The sequence below is a fragment of the Croceivirga sp. JEA036 genome (genome assembly GCF_011882165.1).
Classification (GTDB): domain Bacteria; phylum Bacteroidota; class Bacteroidia; order Flavobacteriales; family Flavobacteriaceae; genus Croceivirga.
On record NZ_JAATON010000002.1, the window covers coordinates 214,783 to 236,370 of the forward strand.

Annotated in this window: 22 protein-coding genes; 3 read left to right on the forward strand and 19 right to left on the reverse strand. The window is 37.6% G+C overall.

What is annotated here, in order from left to right; all coding sequences use genetic code 11:
• Positions 1-83 precede the first annotated feature (83 nt).
• From HCO57_RS05815 to rsgA, 7 genes are all read right to left on the reverse strand, one after another.
• Positions 84-1,061: a polyprenyl synthetase family protein gene (locus tag HCO57_RS05815; RefSeq protein WP_167988251.1), complete on the reverse strand. Its 978-nt coding sequence runs from the start codon at positions 1,059-1,061 to the stop codon at positions 84-86.
• Between the two features lie 122 nt (positions 1,062-1,183).
• Complete coding sequence (gene rlmN / locus HCO57_RS05820; RefSeq protein ID WP_136949598.1) at positions 1,184-2,221, reverse strand: 23S rRNA (adenine(2503)-C(2))-methyltransferase RlmN; 1,038 nt, start codon at positions 2,219-2,221, stop codon at positions 1,184-1,186.
• Positions 2,222-2,304: 83 nt separating this feature from the next.
• Complete coding sequence (gene queA, locus HCO57_RS05825) at positions 2,305-3,354, reverse strand: tRNA preQ1(34) S-adenosylmethionine ribosyltransferase-isomerase QueA (RefSeq protein ID WP_136949597.1); 1,050 nt, start codon at positions 3,352-3,354, stop codon at positions 2,305-2,307.
• An 81-nt stretch (positions 3,355-3,435) separates the two neighbouring features.
• The gene (locus HCO57_RS05830; RefSeq protein WP_167988252.1) at positions 3,436-4,665 is read right to left on the reverse strand and encodes a 3-phosphoshikimate 1-carboxyvinyltransferase; all 1,230 of its coding nucleotides are present in this window, start codon (positions 4,663-4,665) and stop codon (positions 3,436-3,438) included.
• A gap of 44 nt (positions 4,666-4,709) precedes the next feature.
• Positions 4,710-5,036, reverse strand: coding sequence for a nucleotide pyrophosphohydrolase (locus HCO57_RS05835; protein WP_167988253.1), 327 nt, complete (start codon positions 5,034-5,036; stop codon positions 4,710-4,712).
• A 17-nt stretch (positions 5,037-5,053) separates the two neighbouring features.
• A complete protein-coding gene (gene dtd, locus HCO57_RS05840; RefSeq protein WP_167988254.1) occupies positions 5,054-5,506 on the reverse strand; it encodes a D-aminoacyl-tRNA deacylase in 453 nt (150 codons plus the stop codon).
• Positions 5,506-6,459: a ribosome small subunit-dependent GTPase A gene (gene rsgA, locus HCO57_RS05845; protein WP_167988255.1), complete on the reverse strand. Its 954-nt coding sequence runs from the start codon at positions 6,457-6,459 to the stop codon at positions 5,506-5,508. Before rsgA ends, dtd begins: the two co-directional genes overlap by 1 nt.
• A 101-nt stretch (positions 6,460-6,560) precedes the next feature.
• Here rsgA and HCO57_RS05850 point away from each other — a divergent pair, with 101 nt between their 5' ends.
• Positions 6,561-7,004: a hypothetical protein gene (locus HCO57_RS05850; protein WP_167988256.1), complete on the forward strand. Its 444-nt coding sequence runs from the start codon at positions 6,561-6,563 to the stop codon at positions 7,002-7,004.
• A gap of 73 nt (positions 7,005-7,077) precedes the next feature.
• Here HCO57_RS05850 and HCO57_RS05855 read toward each other — a convergent pair whose 3' ends face one another.
• From HCO57_RS05855 to HCO57_RS05880, 6 genes are all read right to left on the reverse strand, one after another.
• A complete protein-coding gene (locus HCO57_RS05855; protein ID WP_167988257.1) occupies positions 7,078-7,752 on the reverse strand; it encodes a head GIN domain-containing protein in 675 nt (224 codons plus the stop codon).
• Between the two features lie 115 nt (positions 7,753-7,867).
• The gene (locus HCO57_RS05860) at positions 7,868-9,958 is read right to left on the reverse strand and encodes a DUF5723 family protein (RefSeq protein WP_167988258.1); all 2,091 of its coding nucleotides are present in this window, start codon (positions 9,956-9,958) and stop codon (positions 7,868-7,870) included.
• Positions 9,959-10,112: 154 nt separating this feature from the next.
• Positions 10,113-11,195 (reverse strand): bifunctional 3-deoxy-7-phosphoheptulonate synthase/chorismate mutase type II, encoded by a 1,083-nt coding sequence (locus HCO57_RS05865; protein WP_167988259.1) that lies wholly within the window; start codon positions 11,193-11,195, stop codon positions 10,113-10,115.
• Between the two features lie 11 nt (positions 11,196-11,206).
• Positions 11,207-12,067, reverse strand: a complete 861-nt coding sequence (locus HCO57_RS05870) for a prephenate dehydrogenase (RefSeq protein ID WP_167988260.1) — start codon at positions 12,065-12,067, stop codon at positions 11,207-11,209.
• 2 nt (positions 12,068-12,069) lie between these two features.
• Entirely contained in the window at positions 12,070-13,212 is a 1,143-nt protein-coding gene (locus tag HCO57_RS05875; RefSeq protein ID WP_167988261.1) for a pyridoxal phosphate-dependent aminotransferase, read from the reverse strand.
• The gene (locus tag HCO57_RS05880; protein WP_167988262.1) at positions 13,209-14,039 is read right to left on the reverse strand and encodes a prephenate dehydratase; all 831 of its coding nucleotides are present in this window, start codon (positions 14,037-14,039) and stop codon (positions 13,209-13,211) included. The genes HCO57_RS05875 and HCO57_RS05880 overlap by 4 nt, the downstream gene beginning before the upstream one ends.
• Before the next feature lie 389 nt (positions 14,040-14,428).
• Here HCO57_RS05880 and gldA point away from each other — a divergent pair, with 389 nt between their 5' ends.
• The gene (gene gldA / locus HCO57_RS05885) at positions 14,429-15,325 is read left to right on the forward strand and encodes a gliding motility-associated ABC transporter ATP-binding subunit GldA (RefSeq protein WP_167988263.1); all 897 of its coding nucleotides are present in this window, start codon (positions 14,429-14,431) and stop codon (positions 15,323-15,325) included.
• Here gldA and HCO57_RS05890 read toward each other — a convergent pair.
• Complete coding sequence (locus HCO57_RS05890; protein ID WP_167988264.1) at positions 15,312-15,707, reverse strand: group III truncated hemoglobin; 396 nt, start codon at positions 15,705-15,707, stop codon at positions 15,312-15,314. The two genes, gldA and HCO57_RS05890, sit on opposite strands and share 14 nt — an antisense overlap.
• 1 nt (position 15,708) lies before the next feature.
• Positions 15,709-15,990 carry a hypothetical protein gene (locus tag HCO57_RS05895; RefSeq protein WP_167988265.1) on the reverse strand — a complete coding sequence of 94 codons (282 nt, stop codon included), beginning with the start codon at positions 15,988-15,990 and terminating at the stop codon, positions 15,709-15,711.
• A 164-nt stretch (positions 15,991-16,154) separates the two neighbouring features.
• Here HCO57_RS05895 and HCO57_RS05900 point away from each other — a divergent pair, with 164 nt between their 5' ends.
• Positions 16,155-17,588, forward strand: coding sequence for a pyridoxal phosphate-dependent decarboxylase family protein (locus HCO57_RS05900; protein ID WP_167988266.1), 1,434 nt, complete (start codon positions 16,155-16,157; stop codon positions 17,586-17,588).
• Between the two features lies 1 nt (position 17,589).
• Here HCO57_RS05900 and HCO57_RS05905 read toward each other — a convergent pair whose 3' ends face one another.
• The 4 genes from HCO57_RS05905 to metF all read right to left on the reverse strand — a co-directional run bounded on the left by HCO57_RS05905 (position 17,590) and on the right by metF (position 21,529).
• Complete coding sequence (locus HCO57_RS05905; protein WP_167988267.1) at positions 17,590-18,633, reverse strand: serine hydrolase domain-containing protein; 1,044 nt, start codon at positions 18,631-18,633, stop codon at positions 17,590-17,592.
• Between the two features lies 1 nt (position 18,634).
• Positions 18,635-19,402 carry a head GIN domain-containing protein gene (locus HCO57_RS05910; RefSeq protein WP_167988667.1) on the reverse strand — a complete coding sequence of 256 codons (768 nt, stop codon included), beginning with the start codon at positions 19,400-19,402 and terminating at the stop codon, positions 18,635-18,637.
• 9 nt (positions 19,403-19,411) lie between these two features.
• Positions 19,412-20,512 (reverse strand): acyloxyacyl hydrolase, encoded by a 1,101-nt coding sequence (locus tag HCO57_RS05915; protein WP_167988268.1) that lies wholly within the window; start codon positions 20,510-20,512, stop codon positions 19,412-19,414.
• Positions 20,513-20,575: 63 nt separating this feature from the next.
• A complete protein-coding gene (metF, locus tag HCO57_RS05920) occupies positions 20,576-21,529 on the reverse strand; it encodes a methylenetetrahydrofolate reductase [NAD(P)H] (RefSeq protein ID WP_167988269.1) in 954 nt (317 codons plus the stop codon).
• Positions 21,530-21,588: the final 59 nt, after the last annotated feature.

A 21,588-nucleotide genomic window follows, 5' to 3' on the forward strand; every position in this document is an offset into this window, starting at 1 on the left:
TAGAAACAATTAAAAGGGTTGCCTAAAATTAAATATTAGCAAAATATTTTTAGCAACTATCTGAAAAAGAAAGTGGTAAGTAGTTATTTTTTTCGCTCCACTACGTAATTAACCATTAGCGTTAGTGCATCTTTATAGGGAGAATCCGGGTAGTCTTTTAGTAGGCCAAGCGCTTCATCTTTAAATTCCATCATCTTGGTAATAGCATATTCCAGACCGCCGGCCTCTTTTACGTAGGCAATGACTTCTTTTACGCGCTTCTTGTTTTTATTATGATTTTTGATGGAATTGATTAACCAGCGCTTTTTTTCTTTTGAACTTTGGTTGAGTGCATAAATCAAAGGCAAGGTCATTTTTTGCTCTTTAATATCGATACCTGTTGGTTTACCGATGCGTTCCTCACCGTAATCAAACAAATCGTCTTTAATTTGAAACGCCATTCCGCACAACTCACCAAACCGTTTAAATATAGCAACCTCTTTAGATTCTGGCCTTACCGAAGCTGCACCCATACTACAACAGGCAGCAATTAATGTTGCCGTTTTTTGACGAATAATCTCGTAATAAACCTCCTCGGTAATATCCAGTTTACGGGCCTTTTCTATCTGTAACAACTCACCCTCACTCATAGAACGTACAGATTCTGAAATTATCTGTAGTAAATCATAATCGCCACGTTCCAAAGAAACCAATAACCCTTTAGAAAATAGATAATCGCCCACTAAAACAGCAATCTTATTTTTCCATAAGGCGTTTATAGAAAAGAAGCCACGGCGTTTGTTGCTATCGTCCACCACATCGTCATGTACCAAACTGGCCGTGTGTATCAGTTCAATGATAGAGGCGCCTGTATAGGTGCGTTCTACCACCTCGCCTTCGTTTAGCATCTTTGCGGTTAAAAACACGAACATAGGCCGCATTTGCTTGCCCTTTCTATTTACAATGTAGTAGGTAATTCTATTGAGTAGCGCTACTTTAGAAGACATAGATTCATGGAACTTTTTTTCAAAAAGTACCATTTCTTGTTCTATGGGTTCACGTATTTGCGCTGCTACCTTCAATGAATTTAAAAAAATTGTCTGTTTGATTCTGGGTGTCAAATGTAGGGAAAATGCCTAAGGCAAACACACTCATTTGATAGAATTAAGACCGCTGTTGCATTTCTTTAGATGAACGTTAAGAATTAACTTTTATTTGCCAACTGCCCACATGCCGCATCAATATCTTTTCCGCGAGAACGCCTAACCGTAACCGTGATGCCGTTTTTCTCTAAAGTGGTAATATATCTATTTAAAGCATCATCAGAAGCTTGTTGAAATTCACCATCATCTATGGGGTTGTATTCTATTAAATTTACTTTGGAAGGTGCAAATTTGCAGAACTTAACTAAGGCATCTACGTCTTTCTGAGTATCGTTAATGCCCCGCCACACAACGTACTCATAGGTTATTCTATTCTTGGTTTTGGCATACCAATACTCCAACGCTTCTCGTAAATCTTTTAGTGGAAAGGTGCTGTTAAATGGCATAATAGCGGTTCTAACCTCATCTATTGCGGAGTGCAGGGAAACCGCAAGTTTAAAACGCACTTCTTCATCTGCCATTTTTTTAATCATCTTGGGCACTCCGGAGGTTGAAACGGTAATACGCTTTGGAGACATACCCAAACCTTCCTCTGAGGTAATCATATCAATAGCCTTGAGTACATTATTATAGTTCATTAAGGGTTCTCCCATCCCCATAAATACTATATTGCTTAAAGGCCTATCATGGTACAACCTACTTTGGTTATCTATAGCCACTACTTGATCATAAATCTCATCTGGATTTAAGTTGCGCATACGTTTAAGCCGTGCCGTGGCACAAAACCGACAGTCTAAACTGCACCCAACCTGACTAGAAACACAAGCTGTAGTTCTGGTTTCTGTAGGGATTAAAACGGACTCCACCACCAAATCGTCATGCAACTTTACTGCATTTTTAATGGTACCATCCGTACTCCTTTGCATTTGGTCTACACGGATATTGTTAATAGTAAAATTGGCTTCGAGCATATCTCTAGTTTCTTTAGAGATATTGGTCATACCTTCAAAAGAATGTGCAGATTTTTTCCAGAGCCACTCATACACCTGGTTGCCTCTAAAAGCTTTATCGCCTTGGGCTACAAAAAAATTACGCAATTGCTCTTTTGTTAATGCCCTTATGTCCTTTTTATCTGCCATTGGTGCAAAGGTAAGAAAGTAAAATTCCTGCCCAGACATGCATCCAGACAGGAATTATTTATTATAATAAGTATGTTTTAAACTTAGATAATCAACATAGCATCACCATAAGAGTAAAAGCGATAGCTCTCTAATATAGCTTGCTTGTATGATTTCTTCATTAAATCGTGCCCCATAAAAGCAGAAATCATCATTAATAAAGTAGATTTTGGCAAATGGAAATTAGTTATCATGCAATCTGCAATGCTAAAATCATAAGGTGGAAAGATAAATTTATTTGTCCAACCTTCAAACGTATTTAAGGTTCTTTCTGAAGAAACTGCACTTTCTAAACCTCTCATTACCGTAGTCCCTACTGCACAAACACGTTTTTTATTGGCTTTAGCATTATTTACAATTTCTGTAGCTCTTTCATCTATCACCAATTCTTCGCTATCCATTTTGTGCTTAGATAGGTCTTCTACCTCTACGGGGTTAAAGGTACCTAAACCAACGTGTAAGGTTACCTCTGCAAAATCTACCCCTTTAATTTCTAAACGCTTTAATAAGTGTTTGCTAAAGTGCAAACCAGCTGTTGGAGCAGCTACTGCACCTTCGTGCTTGGCATAAATGGTTTGGTAACGGTCTTCGTCTTCTGGAGTAACCTCTCTTTTGATATACTTAGGTAACGGAGTTTCTCCTAGTTCTCTAAGTTTTCTTCTAAAATCGGTATAAGAACCATCATACAAGAAACGTAAGGTTCTACCCCTTGATGTAGTGTTATCTATAACTTCGGCCACCAAACTTTCGTCATCACCAAAGTATAATTTATTACCAATACGGATTTTACGTGCAGGGTCTACCAACACATCCCAAAGACGTTGCTCTTCATTCAATTCTCTCAATAAGAAAACTTCAATTCTAGCTCCTGTTTTTTCTTTGTTACCAAAAAGTCTTGCAGGGAATACCTTGGTATTGTTCAATACCATAACATCTCCTTCATCAAAATAGTCTATCATATCCTTGAACATGCGATGTTCAATTTTACCGGTTTCCCTGTGGATGACCATTAATTTGGACTCATCTCTGTTCTCTGCAGGGTACTCTGCTAGTAACTCTTTTGGAAGATCAAAATTGAAGTTAGATAATTTCATCTGGGTCTTAAGATTTTTTTTAAGGATGGCAAATATACAATCTGCAGCTAGGGGTTGTCAAGTAAATAGCAATTTAAATCCTTAAACTTCTGATACTTTAAAGCCTACACGCTCCATATCTTGCCAAAAATCGGGGTACGATTTGGAAACTACCCCTGCATCGTTCACAAAAAATGACTTTTTTAATGCCAACGGAGCAAAGGCCATCGCCATTCTATGATCATTGTAGGTATCTATAGCAACATCTGATTTCATTGTGGTAGTCGCCTCTAATGTTAAACTAGCATCTGTTGTGTTTACTTGAGCTCCAAATTTTTCTAGCTCGGTTTTCATTGCAGCCAAACGATCCGTTTCTTTTATGGGTAGTGTATGCAGACCGGTTAAGTAACATTCCATTCCGAGTCCGTAGCAGGTTACGGCGATGGTCTGTGCTATATCTGGCGCGTTCGCTAAATCTAAATCTATTTTTGCAGGCAGTTCTTCCGTTATTTTTTTTAGGATGATAGTATGTTCACCATAGGTGGTTTCTACACCAAATTCTTTATAGATACTAGCTAGAACACTATCTCCTTGTAGAGAATGTTCTTTATAAGCACTGAGTTGAATTTGACTATTGATTGGGGATAAGGCCACAATACTGTAAAAATAACTGGCCGCGCTCCAGTCAGACTCCACAGTTAAGGTTTTACCCGTAACTTCTTCCTTTGGCATCACCTCTATGACATTATCTTTAAATGTAGATACAATACCAATTTCATCTAACAAGCCCAAAGTCATTTTAATGTAAGGCACGGAAGTAATTTTACCTACCAATTCAATTTCTAATCCGTCTGGCAAACTTGGCGCTACCAGAATCAAAGACGAAATATATTGACTACTAATATTAGCTGGCAAACTTACCCTGTTCTTAGCTATCCTTTTCCCTTTTATTTTTAGTGGCGGATAACCCTCATTAGCCACGTAAGTAATATCTGCACCCAAACTTTTAAGTGCATCTACTAAAATTTTAATAGGGCGTTCTTGCATACGCTTTGAGCCTGTTAAGGTAACTTCTTTCCCCTCTTGGGTAGCAAAATAAGAGGTTAGAAAACGCATTGCGGTTCCTGCATGATGAATATCTACCACCCCAGAGTGCTTTTCCAAGCCTTTTTGCATTACTTGAGCATCATCTGAATTGGAGATATTTTCTATTTTTAGATTAGGAAACAAGGCCTGTAAAAGTAACAACCTGTTAGTCTCACTTTTAGAACCTGTAATCTGTATTTCTTTATCCAGCAGTTTATTCTCTGGAGCAGTTAAATGTAGTTTCAATCTTATTGATTTTTATTCACAAGAGCTAAGAAACAAAGATAGTCTTATTTAAGCTTTTCATTGTTGTGATGGCGGTCATGATCCCGCTGGGTTTTCAAATCCAACTTTTTTTCAAAAGCTTGTTGTAAATTCACTCCTGTTTGGTTCGCCAAACACAAAACTACAAAGACTACATCTGCAAGCTCTTCTCCTAAATCTTTGTTTTTGTCCGATTCTTTTTCGCTCTGTTCTCCATACCTGCGCGCAATAATACGAGCTACCTCCCCAACTTCTTCTGTAAGTTGCGCCATGTTGGTTAGTTCATTAAAATAACGGACTCCATGGGTTTTTATCCACTCGTCTACTGCTTGTTGTGCGTTTTGTATGTTCATAGTTTGTCTAAGTTTACTTACTCCCTATTTTTAGAATCAATAATTATAGTTACGGGCCCGTCATTAAGCAATTCCACTTTCATATCTGCACCAAAGATACCTGTACCTACTTTTTTTTCTAATTCTTCCTCAAATTGGCGTACAAAAGCTTCGTACAAAGGAACCGCAATATCTGGCTTTGCAGCTTTTATATAAGAAGGCCTATTTCCTTTTTTAGTACTGGCTTGCAAGGTAAACTGACTAACTACAATGGCATCCCCATTGCTATCTTTTAAAGACACATTCATGACACCGTCAGCGTCATTAAAAATACGAAGATTTACTATTTTTCGGCATAGCCAGTCTATATCTTCTTGGGTGTCATCTTCCGTAATACCCACCAAAACCAGCACCCCATGCCCAATTTTAGAAATAACTTGTTCTTCTACCGTTACTGAAGCTTTAGTAACGCGCTGTACAACGGTTTTCATTATTTATCTTTATAAATATCTACCCGATAGTTTTCGTCTAAATCTTCAGTAAGCATTTGTACATAACTACGATACCTGCTCCAAGAAACTTCATCCTTATCCAAAGCTTCTTTCACGGCACATTTAGGCTCATCTAAGTGCAAACAATTATTAAACTTACATTCGGATTTTAAAGCAAAAAATTCGGGAAAATAGTCTCCTATTTCGTCCTTTTCCATTTCTACAATACCAAACCCTCTTATTCCTGGCGTATCTATAATGCTTGCCCCAAAAGATAAGTCGTACATCTCTGCAAAAGTGGTGGTGTGTTGGCCTTGTAAATGCTGTTCAGATATTTCTGCTGTTTTTAATTGCATACCTGGTTCTAAGGCATTTACTAGGGTAGATTTACCGACTCCAGAATGCCCAGAGAACATGCTTACTTTATCTATCATCATAGCTTTTACCAAATCTACATTCTTGCCTTCCTTAGCAGAAATTTCTAAAACCTTGTAACCTATGTTTTTGTATAGTTCCATTAGGTATGCTATCTCTGCCCGCTCTTCTATAGCGTAGGTATCTGCTTTATTAAAGAGCAACACTGCTGGAATATCATATGCCTCAGCGGTCACTAAAAATCGGTCTATAAAACTAGAGAACGTAGTAGGATTATTCAAAGTCACCATTAAAAAAACCTGATCTAAATTGGCCGCAATAATGTGTACTTGTTTAGATAGATTTACAGATTTTCTAATGATATAATTCTGACGCTCTTCAATTTTATGAATTACCCCAACGGTTTCGTCCCCCTTATTTTCTAGTTTGAAATGGACGCGGTCCCCAACGGCAATAGGATTGGTACTTTTAATCCCTTTGATACGAAACTTACCCTTAATCCTACATTCATAAAAAATACCCTCTGCGGTTTTTACGGTATACCAACTTCCGGTAGATTTATAAACGATGCCCTCCATACAATTGTAATCGTAACTTTTTATTAAAGAACAAAGAAACAATTTTATTGAGGATTACCCGTTGCAATAAGCATCAATATTAATCATCAAAACATATCAACATGAAAAAACTAGTATTTTTTATCGCATTTGCATTAGTAAGCACATTAAGCGCTTTTGCACAACAGTACAAAGTAGTTACCAGTGTAGAATCTATTGTACCCAACGGTTTGGGTAGATCCAGAATAATTAACGCCCTAGAAGACAAGGATTACAAAGAATTTACTTCTATACAAACAGAAGAGGACAATACCAGGAACAAATCTAAAAGAGATGAAATTCGTGTTAAGAATTTTGCAGAAACGAAGCTATTAAACTTCTATAATATTGGTGGTATTCGTTTTCAAAACATTGCAGCGAACGATGCTCTAATCACTTCTATGATTAATGATATGATTGCGGAAGGATGGATTTTAGAACACGTGATAAGTGCCGTTGAAAGTGAAGGTGGTAAAGGTGATGGTCAAGGTATTTTTATTACCCGTTACATCTTTAAAAAAGGTTAATCCTAAAACCTGATATTAAAAAAGACTTCCCAAGGCTACCTTGGGGAGTCTTTTTTATTCGTACCTATTTGTGTTAGTCCACAAAACGGATTCTACCACCTACAAGTGTTTTTTTATTAACTTTTTTAGGATTACCGTACACATCTACATCCCCGCCAGCACGCACATTTATAGCAACACTTTCTGATGCAAACAACTCTGCTTCTCCACCTGCAGAAATTTTTATGTCTGTATCTGCTGTGCGCAGCTCTCTCCCTTCAAAAATACCACCTGTATTTAGGACAATGGACTGACTTTCTGCTAAGCCAGAGGCCTCAATAATACCGCCAGTAACCGCGCGCATTTCTACATAATTGACTTCCATACCAATGGTAATTTTAGCGCCTTCTTGCACACGCACCTCTAATTTGTTTTGACTCACCAGTTCATTACAAACTATTCTAGCACCTTCATTACCATCTATAACATCTATATCTTTGTAGTACACCTCTATAAAAGTGTCTTCTCCCCTAAACTTTTTGTCCAATTGCATGCGAAGCTTTAGCACTCCATTTCTATTGGTCCAGGTAATATCTTCTACGTTTTTACCTTTAATAATAATCTTATCCTCATCAGATTGTATCAAGTTTACTTCTATCAAATCAAATACTTTGATTTCGTCAAACTCCCCCACCTCACTTTCTATCATACGTTGGGCAAGACCTGTAAAATTTAGCGCAATGCAAACTAGTGTAATTATTTTTCTCATGATTGATTGGATTTTTTTCCTATTTATCCTTAAAGATGCTAAACTTTTGTCATTGTTACAGTTGTATATAAAAAAAGCCCGGGATTTACCGGGCTTTTTATTTTAAATACTTTGACTATTGGGCCAAGTTAATCTCCACACGTCTATTTTTCTTTCTACCATCCTTATACATATTGGTGGCAATTGGCTTACTCTCCCCATAGCCAATAGCAGTTAACCTTGCTGGAGAAATACCACCATCTATTAAAAATTGTAACACAGCTTGCGCTCTCTTCTCAGATAATTTTTGATTGGTAGCCTCTGAACCTATGCTATCCGTGTGCCCCTCAATGGTGAAATTTGCATTAGGGTATTCATTTAAAATACCTATGATATCTACCAATACAGGTGTTGACTCATCTTTTAATGTTGATTTACCTGTATTAAACAAGATAGTTTTTGCATACTCGTTCAAAGACTTTTGAACCTCGGCCGTAACCACCGGTTCTGGACAACCGTTATTGGCTACCGTACCCATTTCATCAGGACAATTATCATCTTTATCAAGAACAGAATCTCCATCACTATCTGGCCAAGGACACCCATTATTTTCTGCTGGCCCGGCTACATCTATACATTGATCTTCATTATCTAACAACGTATCACCATCGGTATCTACCCATGGGCAACCGTTGTTTTCGACAGGACCTGCCTCTTCTGGACATTGATCTTCATTATCCAAGACAGAATCACCATCGGTATCTCCCCATGGACAACCGTTATTTTCTACTGGACCTGCCTTTTTTGGACAACCATCTTCTTTATTTGGAATACCATCACCATCTGAATCTTTGGGTTGACCATAATACACTGGAATTTTTAATCCAGCATACACATCTGCTCCTTGTATTTCATTCTTTGTAAAGGTAGAAATCAAAGAACCCGACCCAAGATAAAGGGGACCGGCACGCAAGCCTGCACCAACCTGTAAACCACTGTATTGATAATTGCTTACTGGCAAATAAAAACTAAACCACTTGCTCTCAAAACGTGGAGTCAATGAAAATACGTTTGCAGTTCGCAAATTATTTTCCCCTGCAGAACGCATGGAAATATCAGTATTGAAGTTTAGATAAAAATGATTTTTAATATTCCAATCTGCATTGAAATGTAAAGCTGTTGGCAAACCTGCTTTTAAATCTTCTGTAGTTTGTGTAAACGTGTATAAGTTTTGTAAATCATCAGAATCCTCAATATTATCATAATCATCTTGGGTAATGGTATTATTTATATTGTAAGAATCTACCAAGCTACCCTTATAGTTTACAGCACCAACATCTGTAAGTGACAAACCAAATTTTAGCTTGTACTTGTTTTTATCTTTCATGACGGTTTTTTCTCCGTCAGCATCTGTTACCACGTAATCTTGATAATCTGGTCTCCACTCATAAACAAAACCAAGGTCAAACCCTAATCCATTGGCATCTGGCACCTCATAATCGTAATCTTCAACATCATATTGGTCAGCACGCCCATAAATCAAATCTCCTGTAGATTCTAAAGTTCCGATAGTAGAATTATCTGGTAATGTAGCGCCATCCGCATCATAATCAATGGTAACATTTCTACCAGTTACATATGCGTTTCCAAATCCTTTTAAATATTTTATTGATAGACCACCTTTTAAAAAATGTTCTTCTTTATTCATCAACTCTTGGGCATATGTAATGCCAACTTCTGCCCAACCATGACCAGCGGCAAAAAAATCACCTTCGTTTACCAAAAAATCTTGACTTTCATCAATACTATCATCCAGGTCGTCTATACTTTCCCCATTAAATTCATTACCCGTCGCAAAACTTCTTGCTCTGGTAAATATGGCTATAGAAGATTTTTTACCAACATTGAACATAAATGACGGACCTAATACATCTGCATTACCAGAAAAGTTATTGTTATCAGAAAGCGTCAATAACGCATCTGTATCATAATCAAAATCGCTGGAAACCAAATCTGAAAACCCTACTCCCACATAATCATTAGCCAAAAAACCGCTAGCGCCTATTAAATTGATATCTGTTTTAAACCGTGAATCTGCTATGTTTGCAGGGTTAGAAATTACACTGTTTACCCCACTGTAATTGTCTGTTAAATAGCCAATATAAGACTGAGCCCTCATGGCAATTGATGCTATTAACAAGAAGGTAAGCGATACTAGTTTCTTCATATTTTTGATAGATTAAAATGGTTGATTATACCTCTAACTGGTTATTATTTAGAATTTTATAGTAATGTAACTTTTTTCTTACATTTTTAAAGGTCAAACATAAAAAAACATCCGCATATTACGGATGTTTTGTATTTATAAAGTTATGTTACTCTTAACCGTTTACTATCTTTTCTTGGTGATTGATAGATTCTTGGTGGATAGCTTTGAACATACGAAGCACAAACTCTTCACTTAAGCCTTTGCTTTCCCCTTCTAAAATCATTGCACCTAAAATTTGATTCCATCTGTTCGATTGAAGTACAGCAACATTCTTCTGTTTTTTAAGCTCACCGATACTATCAGAAACCTTCATTCTTTTACCTAAAGTCTCAATCAACTGGTTGTCTATAACATCAATCTGTGCTCTAAGGTTACTCAATTGCGCATTATATTCCGCCTCTGAATCACTCTCTTTTCTGATCTTTAAATCTCTCATAATCTGAACCAATTTTTCTGGAGTAACTTGTTGAGCGGCATCACTCCATGCATTATCTGGATCATGGTGTGTTTCAATCATCAAACCATCAAAATTTAAATCTAAAGCCGTCTGAGAAACATCAAAAATCATATCTCTCTTACCTGTAATATGCGATGGATCATTGATTAAAGGTAAATCTGGAAATCTATTCTGGAATTCAATAGCCATTTGCCATTCTGGTATATTTCTATACTTGGTCTTCTCATAGGTAGAGAACCCTCTATGGATGGCTCCTAATTTTTTAATCCCTGCCGTATGCAAACGCTCTATACCACCTAACCATAAGGCCAAATCTGGGTTCACAGGATTCTTTACCAAGACTATTTTATCTGTTCCTTTTAAGGCATCTGCCAATTCTTGCATTATAAAAGGACTCACCGTAGAACGTGCACCAATCCACAGCATATCTACATCGTGCTCCAAAGCCAAATCTACATGTGCTTTATTAGCAACCTCAGTGGCCGTTTTTAAACCTGTCTCTTCTTTTACTTTTTGCAACCACTTTAGTCCTATGGCGCCTACTCCTTCAAAATTTCCTGGTCTTGTTCTTGGTTTCCATATACCGGCACGGTAATAATTTACATCCGTATCTTTAAGCTGGTGTGCAATTTTAAGCACCTGCTCTTCGGTTTCTGCGCTACATGGTCCTGCAACTACTAAGGGATGTGGCAACGCCATATCATCCAACCATTTCCTCATCTTTTTTGAATTTTCCATAATCCTAATCTCTATTTTTTAGTAAGTGGTATTCCGTTTAATATTTGTTTTATTCTATTGGTATTGTTCATTTCTTCATATAGTCCATCAAAATCATCATTCTCCATCATTTTTTTAAAAGATTCTAAGTTATTAATGTACTCCGTTAATGTTTCTAACACATTTGCTTTGTTTTGCTCAAAAATTGGTGCCCACATTGCAGGGGAACTTTTGGCTAACCGCACCGTACTCTCAAATCCACTACCAGCCATGTCAAAAATATCACGCTCATTTTTTTCTTTCTCAATAACCGTCTTTCCTAACATAAAGGAACTAATGTGTGACAGATGCGATACGTAAGCTATATGTTTATCATGATTATCGGGATTCATGTACCGGATTCTCATGCCTAATTTTTCAAATAAGGCCAAGGCTTTTTCTTGTAATTTAAATGCGGTTTGCTCTACCTCACAGATTATGTTGGTTTTGCCATTGTACAATCCACTAATTGCTGCAGATGGCCCAGAATACTCGGTACCTGCTATAGGATGGCAAGCCAAATAATTTCTACGTTTTGGATGTTCCGCTACAACCTTACAAATTTGTGCTTTGGTAGAACCAGCATCAATCACCACTGTTTCTTCCCCAACATAGTCTAGGATGATGGGTAACTCTTTAGCCAAAACTGTTACTGGAATAGCTACAATTACCACATCTGCATCTGCTAAACCCTTATAGGTGGTAGCCGCATCTATTAAACCCAAATTGATAGCTTCTTCTATATGCGAAGTATTTGCTTCTATACCCTCTATGCGTACTTCTGGATGCGTTTCCCGAATGTCTTTTGCGAAAGAGCCTCCAATTAAACCAATGCCAACTACAACTACTTTCATGTTTAGAATCTTTCTATGGCTTCTTGTATTTTCTCTTCTTTTACGCAAAGCGAAAAACGAATATATCCCTCACCGTTTGTTCCAAAAATGGTACCTGGCGCAATAAAAATATTCCTATCGTACAACACCTCATCAACAAAACTTTCTGCGTCTTTGACACCTGCCGGTAGTTTGCACCAAACAAACATACCAACAGCATTGGTATCATAGGTACACCCCAATTTATCTGCTAATTGATAGATTAAAGCTCTTCTTTTTTGGTAGATCTCGTCTAAAGCTTCAAACCATTCCTTACCGCTTTCTAAAGCAGCTACAGCTCCTTTTTGAATACCATAGAACATTCCGGAATCCATATTGCTCTTTACCTTAAGTACTGCATTAATGTAATCAGCATTCCCCAATAGCATTCCTACACGCCAACCTGCCATATTAAAAGTTTTGCTCAATGAATTTAACTCCAAGGCCACTTCTTTTGCTCCTGGCAAGGATAACATACTGGTTGGGTTATTGGCCAAAACAAAACTATACGGATTGTCATTCACCAATAAAATAGAGTTGCGCTTGGCAAATGCCAATAGTTCTTGCATTTGCTCGGTGGTTGCGGTTGCTCCTGTTGGCATATGCGGATAACTCACCCACATTAATTTAACCTTGCTTAAATCTTCTTTCTCCAGCACTTCCAAATCTGGAAACCATCCATTCTCCGCAGTTAAATCGTACGTTTTTGGTACTGCTTCTACCAATTTGGTAACCGATCCATAGGTGGGGTATCCTGGGTTGGGCAAAAGCACTTCATCTCCCACATTTAAAAATGCCATGCTAATGTGCATAATCCCTTCTTTAGACCCCATTAAAGGCAATACCTCTGTATTGGCATTTACCGATACTTTAAATTTATCTTGATAAAATTTGGCAATTGCCAATCGTAATTCTGGTAAGCCCTGATAACTCTGATACTGGTGTGCCCCTGCATCTAAAATAGCTGCACTAAGTGTTTGTAACACCTTAGGCGAAGGTGCCAAATCTGGACTACCTATGCCCATATTGATTATGGGCTTCCCATCTGCCATAAGACCACGCACCTCTCTTAATTTTCTAGAGAAGTAGTACTCTTGTACCGAGTTTAATCTGTCTGCCGTTGTCATTTTATCAATGCATTTTTATATTCTCCCAACACCCTAAAATCTTCTGCCATTATTTTTAGTAAACTTTTCGCTTTAGCAAAATTTTGATACGCATCAAATGTTACATCTACAAAAAAAGCGTACTTCCAAGGGGTTTCAATTACGGGTAGGGATTGTATTTTAGTTAGGTTTAAATGGCAATCGCTCATCACATTAAGTACGGTTGCCAAACTACCTCTTTTATGGTCTGTAATAAACCTAAGAGACGCTTTGTTAATTGCTTCCTTAGGCCATTCTTTGTTCTCCTTTTTCAGGATAATAAAACGCGTAGCGTTATTTTTTATGGTTTGTATGGCCGGCGCTATAATTTCTAAATTATACAACTCGGCAGCTACATCTGGGGCAATTGCGGCTACATGCGCTAATTGATTTTCTTGGATTTGTTTTGCTGTTTCTGCCGTATCCACATCTTCTACCAATTTAATATGGTCATACTGCTTTAAAAAATCCATGCACTGTAACAAAGCCATAGGGTGCGAGCGTACTTCCGTAATTTTAGAAATATCTTGCCCTTTTAACACCATTAAATTATGGTTAATGTTTAGATATTGCTCCCCTATAATATGCAAATTATTATGGTAAACTAAATTGTAATTGGGAATTATGCTCCCCGCAATAGAGTTTTCTATGGCCATTACCGCTTTGTCTGCAGTACCATCTAGAACGCTGGCCACCAACTTATCAAAAGACATGCACTCTACCAAGTTTATGGCATCACCAAAATAGTCTTTAGCTACCTTGTGGTGGTTACTCCCTTTTATTCCCTGTATGGCTATTTTTAAATCCATTGCAAAAAAAAAGTCCCGAATTTAACATCGGGACCTTATTGTTTTATTTAGTTACATATAGCTAGAACAGTCCCGTACCTCTTTGGAAAAAGAAGTAAAAATAAAAACGGTTCCAGAAATATAATTTGCTCATCTTCTTGTAAATGTTTGGCTAAGATTACCCTTTCTTTATGAATGACAAAGTTAATTTTTTAATTTTTAGAATTTTTAACAAAAACTACATTATTGCTGATTTTTATTACATAAAAAAGCCGATTTATTATTAAAATCGCATAGCAATAGACACTTTCCCCAAAGTATATCTTACAAAACCACCCTTTTTCAATTATCCTAAAATTCACTTCTTAAAAAAATAAGTAAAACGTACTTTTGACAGTAAATACCTGTATATGTCCATAGTTGTAAAAGATATTGTAAAAACTTACGGTGAACAAATAGCCCTAGACCAAATCTCCTTTTCTATTGATAAAGGAGAAATTGTTGGCTTTCTAGGTCCAAATGGTGCTGGCAAGTCTACTATGATGCGTGTATTAACCACTTTTCACGCTGCAGATACAGGTAGCGCCACTGTAAATGGTTTTGATGTTACTACACACGCCAAAGACGTACAAGCCAGTATTGGCTTTTTACCGGAGCATAATCCTTTATACCTAGACATGTACGTTAAAGAATACCTTATGTTTAATGCTCAGATACATAAGGTAAAAAAAGAGCGTATTGCAGAAGTTATAACACAAACGGGATTAACACCAGAGGCCCACAAAAAAATTGGCCAACTTTCTAAAGGGTATCGCCAACGCGTTGGTCTTGCCGCTGCTTTGTTGCACGACCCTGAGGTATTAATTCTAGATGAACCCACCACTGGCCTAGACCCTAATCAGCTTATTGAAATAAGAAAACTAATACAAGAAATTGGTAAAAATAAAACCGTGATGCTTTCTACCCATATTATGAAAGAGGTAGAAGCCGTTTGCGACCGAGTAATTATTATAAACAGAGGAAAATTAGTGGCAGATAAATCACTAGAAGATTTAAGACAAACGGAACAACAAATTATTGAAGTAGAGTTTGATTACCGTGTGGAAGATGTGCTATTACAAAAGCTTCCTAATGCCGTGCATGTTAAAAATACAGGTGGTTTTGTCTACGAAATTACTTTTGACACCCAAAAAGACATGCGCCCTGCCGTTTTTGATTTTGCGCATGACAATCAGCTTAAAACTTTACAATTAAGTAGAAAAAACAAAAATTTAGAAAGCCTATTTACCGAGCTTACATCTGCCTAAGTTTACGGTGTTCATAAATCTCAAAAAACATACGCACACTCATATTTCTTGCGCGTTGTTTGGCTTTTTCTGTAACTGTGCCTTCAAAATGACTATCTAAGGTAGCAATCCAATGGCGTAGCCAAATTCCAAAATGATAATTGTCTATGGCTCCCTTAAACTTTGCATCTACTTCTGCGTGCACCAACAGCGGGTTTCCCAAATATTTTTGTTGGTAAAAGAGGTTGCTCTCCCAAAAGTCTGTAAGCTTATTTAAATGAGCAGGCCAATCTTTTATGGTCTCATTAAAAAAATGACCTATCTCTTTATCTTTACGCACCCTATCGTAAAAGCGATGTACTAGAAGAGCAACATCTTCCCTAGAATTTATGTCTGTTTTCACCTTACATTAAATTAGCCCCTAAAACTAGGCCACTTACCAAAAGGCTCAAAATAAATATATTAAATGTAATCTTAGAAGGTAGTTGTGCCAAGACTGCCGCATTAAAAGACATACACCCCATCACTACTAAAAACAATTGTACCATCTGGTAAATACCAATGCCTTGCATTAAAACTGCCATTGCAGCAACAGAACCCAAACAGCTTTGTGCTATAATAAAGACGCTAGCATATCCTCTTTCGTTTTTTCTATACTCTCCTAAAAATTCGTTATACGTTGTCATACCTGATTATTTTAATTATGCTGTAAAAGTATCTGGGTTTGCTTAGGTAAAATATGATATATATCAGCTAACCTCATCTTTCTATGTTCTTTTAAAAGAATACTGCAGTAAAGTTTTATTTGGCTAGGGCGATGGGTATCTTTGCAAAAAATAAAGTCTATTGCATGAGCACGTCTAATCCACGTTTGGAACTGTCTAAAGAAGAGATGAAATCTTTAGGATATGAAATTGTTGACGCCATTGTGGACCATCATTTGACCCAAGATAAAAAACTACCGGTGGCAGTAGGCACACGTGCAGAAATGGATTCTATCTTTTTGGAAGAAGCCCCAGAAAAAGGAATGGACGCACAAAAAGTTTTAGACTTTGTTTTAAAGAATGTTATGGCCAATAGCACCTTGCTTTCACACCCTAAAGCCTATTCTTTTGTACCTGGGCCAAGTAACTATGTGAGCGTTATGGCAGATGCATTGGCAACCGGTTTTAATGTTTTCTCTGGCGGATGGTCTGCATCCCCTGCAGCCGCAGAGCTAGAGATTATTACCATACAATGGCTGTTAAAGATTTTCGGCTTCCCTAAAAGGAAAGGCGGTGGAATTTTTACCTCTGGTGGTTCTATGGCCAATTTAACCGCTTTAACCACCGCCCGTAATATAAAATGTGGAAAGGACTTTTCTAAAGCCGTAATTTATTTATCAGACCAGGCCCACAGTTCTAATATAAAGGCCATTCGCGTAATTGGTTTTAGCGAAGAACAAGTACGGATTATACCTACGGATAGTGAATTTAACTTCCCAATTAACAAACTAAAAAATGCCATTGCCAAAGACCGTTTAGCAGGCTTACAACCATTTTGCCTAATTGGCACCGCCGGCACCACTAATACAGGAACAGTAGACCCATTAACAGAATTGGCTACCATTTGCAAGAAAGAAGATATATGGTTTCATATTGATGGTGCCTATGGCGGTGCGGCTATTTTAGCACCTAAAGGTAAAACGGCGCTAAAAGGCATAGAAAAAGCAGATTCTGTTACCATTGACCCACATAAATGGTTGTACCAACCTTATGAAATGGGATGTTTATTGGTTAGAAATCACAAACATTTAAGCCACACCTTCACAGAAAAACCAGAATACCTGCGAGATGTAGAGGGAAATACCTCTGAAATTAATTTTTATGATTTAGGCATACAGCTTACCAGACGTTTCCGCGCTTTAAAATTCTATATGTCTATCAAAACCTACGGTTTGCAATCCTTTCGTGATGCTATTGCGTACAATATGGACTTGGCAGAACAGCTAGAAGAACAGATGCGAAAAAGTAGTCTGTGGGAAATAGTACACCCGGCAACCTTAGCTATTATCAATTTTAGGTACAACCCCATCGGCAAGAATTATTCTGCTAAAAAGTTAGACAAGCTTAACCAATATATATCTGAGAAGGTAGTTAGCTCGCAAAAGGCATTATTGGTAACCACCATTTTAAACAATCAAATTGTGTTGCGCATGTGTTTAATTAATCCACGTACCACCCTAGCAGACGTACAAGAGACGCTAGACCTTTGCGAAGCTTTTGCGGCGGAAGCCGATAAATAAATTAGGCTATTTTGGTCAAAATATCATCCCAAAACGGTTGCACCTTGGGGTCTGTACAATTGGTAAGTAAAACCGCGACCAGTTGCTGTTCTGGGTAAACGAATAAATTGGAATAAGCGCCAACACTGTTACCAATATGGCCAACATAATTTCTACCCAAAACATCTTGACTTACCTGAAAACCTAATCCGTAATACGTGCTTTTTCCATTTACCACTTGGGCGGTGAGCAATTCTTTATACGTTTCTGGTTTCAATATGGTTTGCTGCAGTAGTTCTTGTCCCAATTTGGCAATATCCGCACTCGTAGACAAATAACCACCACCTGCCAGTTTATAATAATTATTCACCTCACTTGCCGCTCTGAAACTCAATCCGCATCGTGTAAAAAACGGCACAGTATCTACCACCTTTCTTGGAGATTTAGTTTGATGCATTTCTAACGGAGTTAGAATTTCTTTACTTACATAATCTTCAAAAGGCATTTTTGCAGCATTTTGTAGGGCTATAGCGAGTAAAACAAAATCTAAACTATTGTACAAATACCCTTTTCCGGGTTCAAAAACTAAAGGGTCGTCTTTAAAAAAAGCAATACTCTCTGCTATCTCCCATGGCTTGTTCCAAGCATATTCCTTACCCTTGTAACTACGTATTCCCGCGGTGTGACTTGCCAATTGCCTAAGCGTAAAGTCATATTTTTTTTTAGGGTAATCAGGCACATGCTTGTAAAAAGAATCGTCCCAAGAAACCAAACCTTGCTCTACCATTTTGCCAAATGCCAATCCCGTTATACATTTAGAAATACTAGCAATTCTAAACATCGAATGCTCGGGCTCAATGGCTTTTTGCTGCAGGTTGTTATTGGTATAGCCTTTCTGTAAATAAACTTTTCCTCCTTTGAGTATGGTAACAGAAATACCTGGCACTTTATTTTCTAAAACCAAATTGCCTAAGGCAGAATTTACATAGGATTTTCCTTCTAAGTTAGCCAGTGATACTGGTTTTTTACGGCTAAAAATGCCAAAAAGGATATTCCACCAAGCCATACTAGTCTTTAAAAATAAGTTTTCCCCTAAAATCTTCTGTTACCCTAACCGTTTCTGGCCTATTAAAACTTAGTACATCTCCATAGCCTCTAATAACCCCAATTAGGCGTTCTTGCGGATTTACCAAAATGTCATTGGAACCCCTATGGTTTAGATTTACATTGGTAGTTATAAGTTCTTGCGCTTCAATACGCGTATCTCCAGCGGCAACAGTGATATCAAGGTTGGTAGAATTGCCTTTTAGATTGAAGTAAGCAATTCCGTTTACCACTATAGACACGGTTGTGGTATTTAAATCGAGTTCAAAAGAACCATCTGTGGTTTCCGTATCTGGATTAATAAAACTTTCCGAGACCAAGCGTAGCGTAGGATAACTTAATACCCCATCACTAGAAATGGTAAGCCCGGTGCTGCTTCGTATTTCCTCTATATTGGGCGCTGTAACATATACCGTAGACAATCCATAATCCCGAAGCAGGTTACAGCCATTTTCATTCTGTACAATTAAACGCCCCTCTTCAACTTCCGCAGAAATTTCATTTAAAAGATATTCCCCTGATTCTATGACAACTTTCTGTTCTGGCCCTTGTTTAAGTACTAAGTTAAGTTGCTCAAATACAGTTATCTTGGTAAAGTTGGGCAAAGCAACTTCAATCTGTTGCAAATCGCCAGCATTTTGAAAACAATCCGAAGCATCTTCTGAATTACAACCTAGAAAGATAAGTGCCATAGCACTATAAAAAACCACTATTAATTTTCTTCTCTGCATCATCCTAAATTATAATCGTACTCCAATACCAAATTCCAACGCCTCTGCGGCCGCACCATGAGATTTTAAGGTAACTGCACCAAAAACCTTATTGCCAAAGTAACGTTTTAAACCTACTCTATTGTAGACTTTACCTTCAAAATCAAAAGGATAATACACATAATAGCCTAATTGGGTAACCACACTTAATTTGTTTACAAACAGCTCATGCCCCAGAAATAATCCTACACGTTTGTAATCATCATCTACCTGAACATCCATTTCTGGAAAAGAAGTTGCTTGAAACGCAATAAGTTCCTTTAAAAAATTAGAAAAGAAAGCATCTGCCCCAAATTGAATAGCGCTTTTTCTTCCCAGACGTTTGTCTGCATATGCCGATGCAATTATAAAACCATACTGGCCACTATTTACCACATCGCTCTCATTAACGCCGCCACGCAAAACCAAATTCCACTTAATTGGTTCCGTATATTTTGGTTCCTTATCATACGTAATAAAATCTGGTCTATCTTCTGCATTTAAATCGTACGTAACACCCAAATTGAACGCAAAAGTATTGGTAGAGGTGTTGGGTGCCTTAAAATTAGCATTGGAATAATGGATCAAAGACAAACCCGCCTTAACACCAAAACGGTCAATAAGTCGCTCTTTGTTGTAATTAAGCATTACCATTGTAGAACTCAATAAATGAGAACCGTAGGCATTGTTCCTAAAGTTATTGGCTTTATCGTACGGATTGGTATTGTAGCTAATGCCCTGTGCTACTCTAAACTGTAAATTTCGTTTAAGGAAATAGAAATTGTAATGCGCATAGAGCCCAAAATGCTCTCCTAGAGTAGCACTGTTCATATCTTGATACACAAAGGTGAAACCTGTATCTGGATAACCAAAATCTGCTTCCCACTTTTGTTTGCCAAAGCGTTTTCTATTGAATCCTAAAATAACACCGCCCGGATGGTTGGTAATTAAGTGCGAAATATCTGTATTATGTAATAGTACAGAACCATAAAACTGATTGGCCTCTAGTACAAAATGTGGAGCATCTTGTTTTTGCTGTGCCCTAGCGCATAACGGCAAAACCAAGAAAAAAAGTATCCAAGCTTTTTTCATAAGCCCCCAAAGGTATTTAATACTAGGGCAATCTACCAAAGATATGCACAAGGGTTATGTTAATTAAAACAAGGCGGCCGCAATAGCTTTAATATTGCTAGATTTACCCATAGAGTAATAATGCAAGACAGGAACGCCAGCATCTTTTAATTCTTTACATTGCTGTATGGCCCATTCTATACCCACTTGCCTTACCGCTTTGTTATCTGGGCAAGCCTCTACCGCATCTATTAAATCTTCTGGTAAATTTACCCAGAACACTTGTGGCAACAAACGTAAATGCTTTTGAACGGCCAATGGCTTTATACCTGGTATTATGGGAATGGTAATACCCATAGCCCTTGCGGCATCTACAAATTCAAAATACTTTTTATTATCAAAAAACATTTGGGTTACCACATAGTCTGCTCCTGCATCTACCTTTTCTTTTAATCGTTTTAAATCATTTTGAAGACTTGGCGCCTCCAAATGTTTTTCTGGATAACCCGCCACACCAATACAGAAATTTGGTGTATGTTCCATCTTTAATTCGTCAATTAAATACTTACCTTGGTTTAGAGCTGCAATTTGTTCTACCAAACCTTTAGCATAGCTATGCCCACCTTCACAAGGACTAAAATATTGCTCTCCCTTCATGGCATCCCCACGTAGTGCCATAACATTGTCTATCCCCAAATATTGGCAATCTACCAACATATATTCCGTCTCCTCTTTTGTAAAACCGCCACATAATACATGGGGCACGGTATCTACATTGTATTTGTATTGTAAAGACGCACAAATACCAACGGTACCCGGACGCATACGTGTAACCTTTTTCTCCAAGAGGCCATTTTTTTCTATGTAAACGTACTCTTCCCTAGAGGTAGTAACGTCTATAAATGGAGGTTTAAACTCCATTAACGGGTCTATATTATCATACAAATCTTGTATGTTTTTCCCTTTTACCGGAGGTACAATTTCAAAACTGAATAACGTTTCTCCTTTGGCGTTTGCTATGTGTTCGGTTACCTTCATAAGCCTCTCCCCTTGCCCTTTCAGAACGAAATAGGGCTTTATCGGGACCATATTTAGTT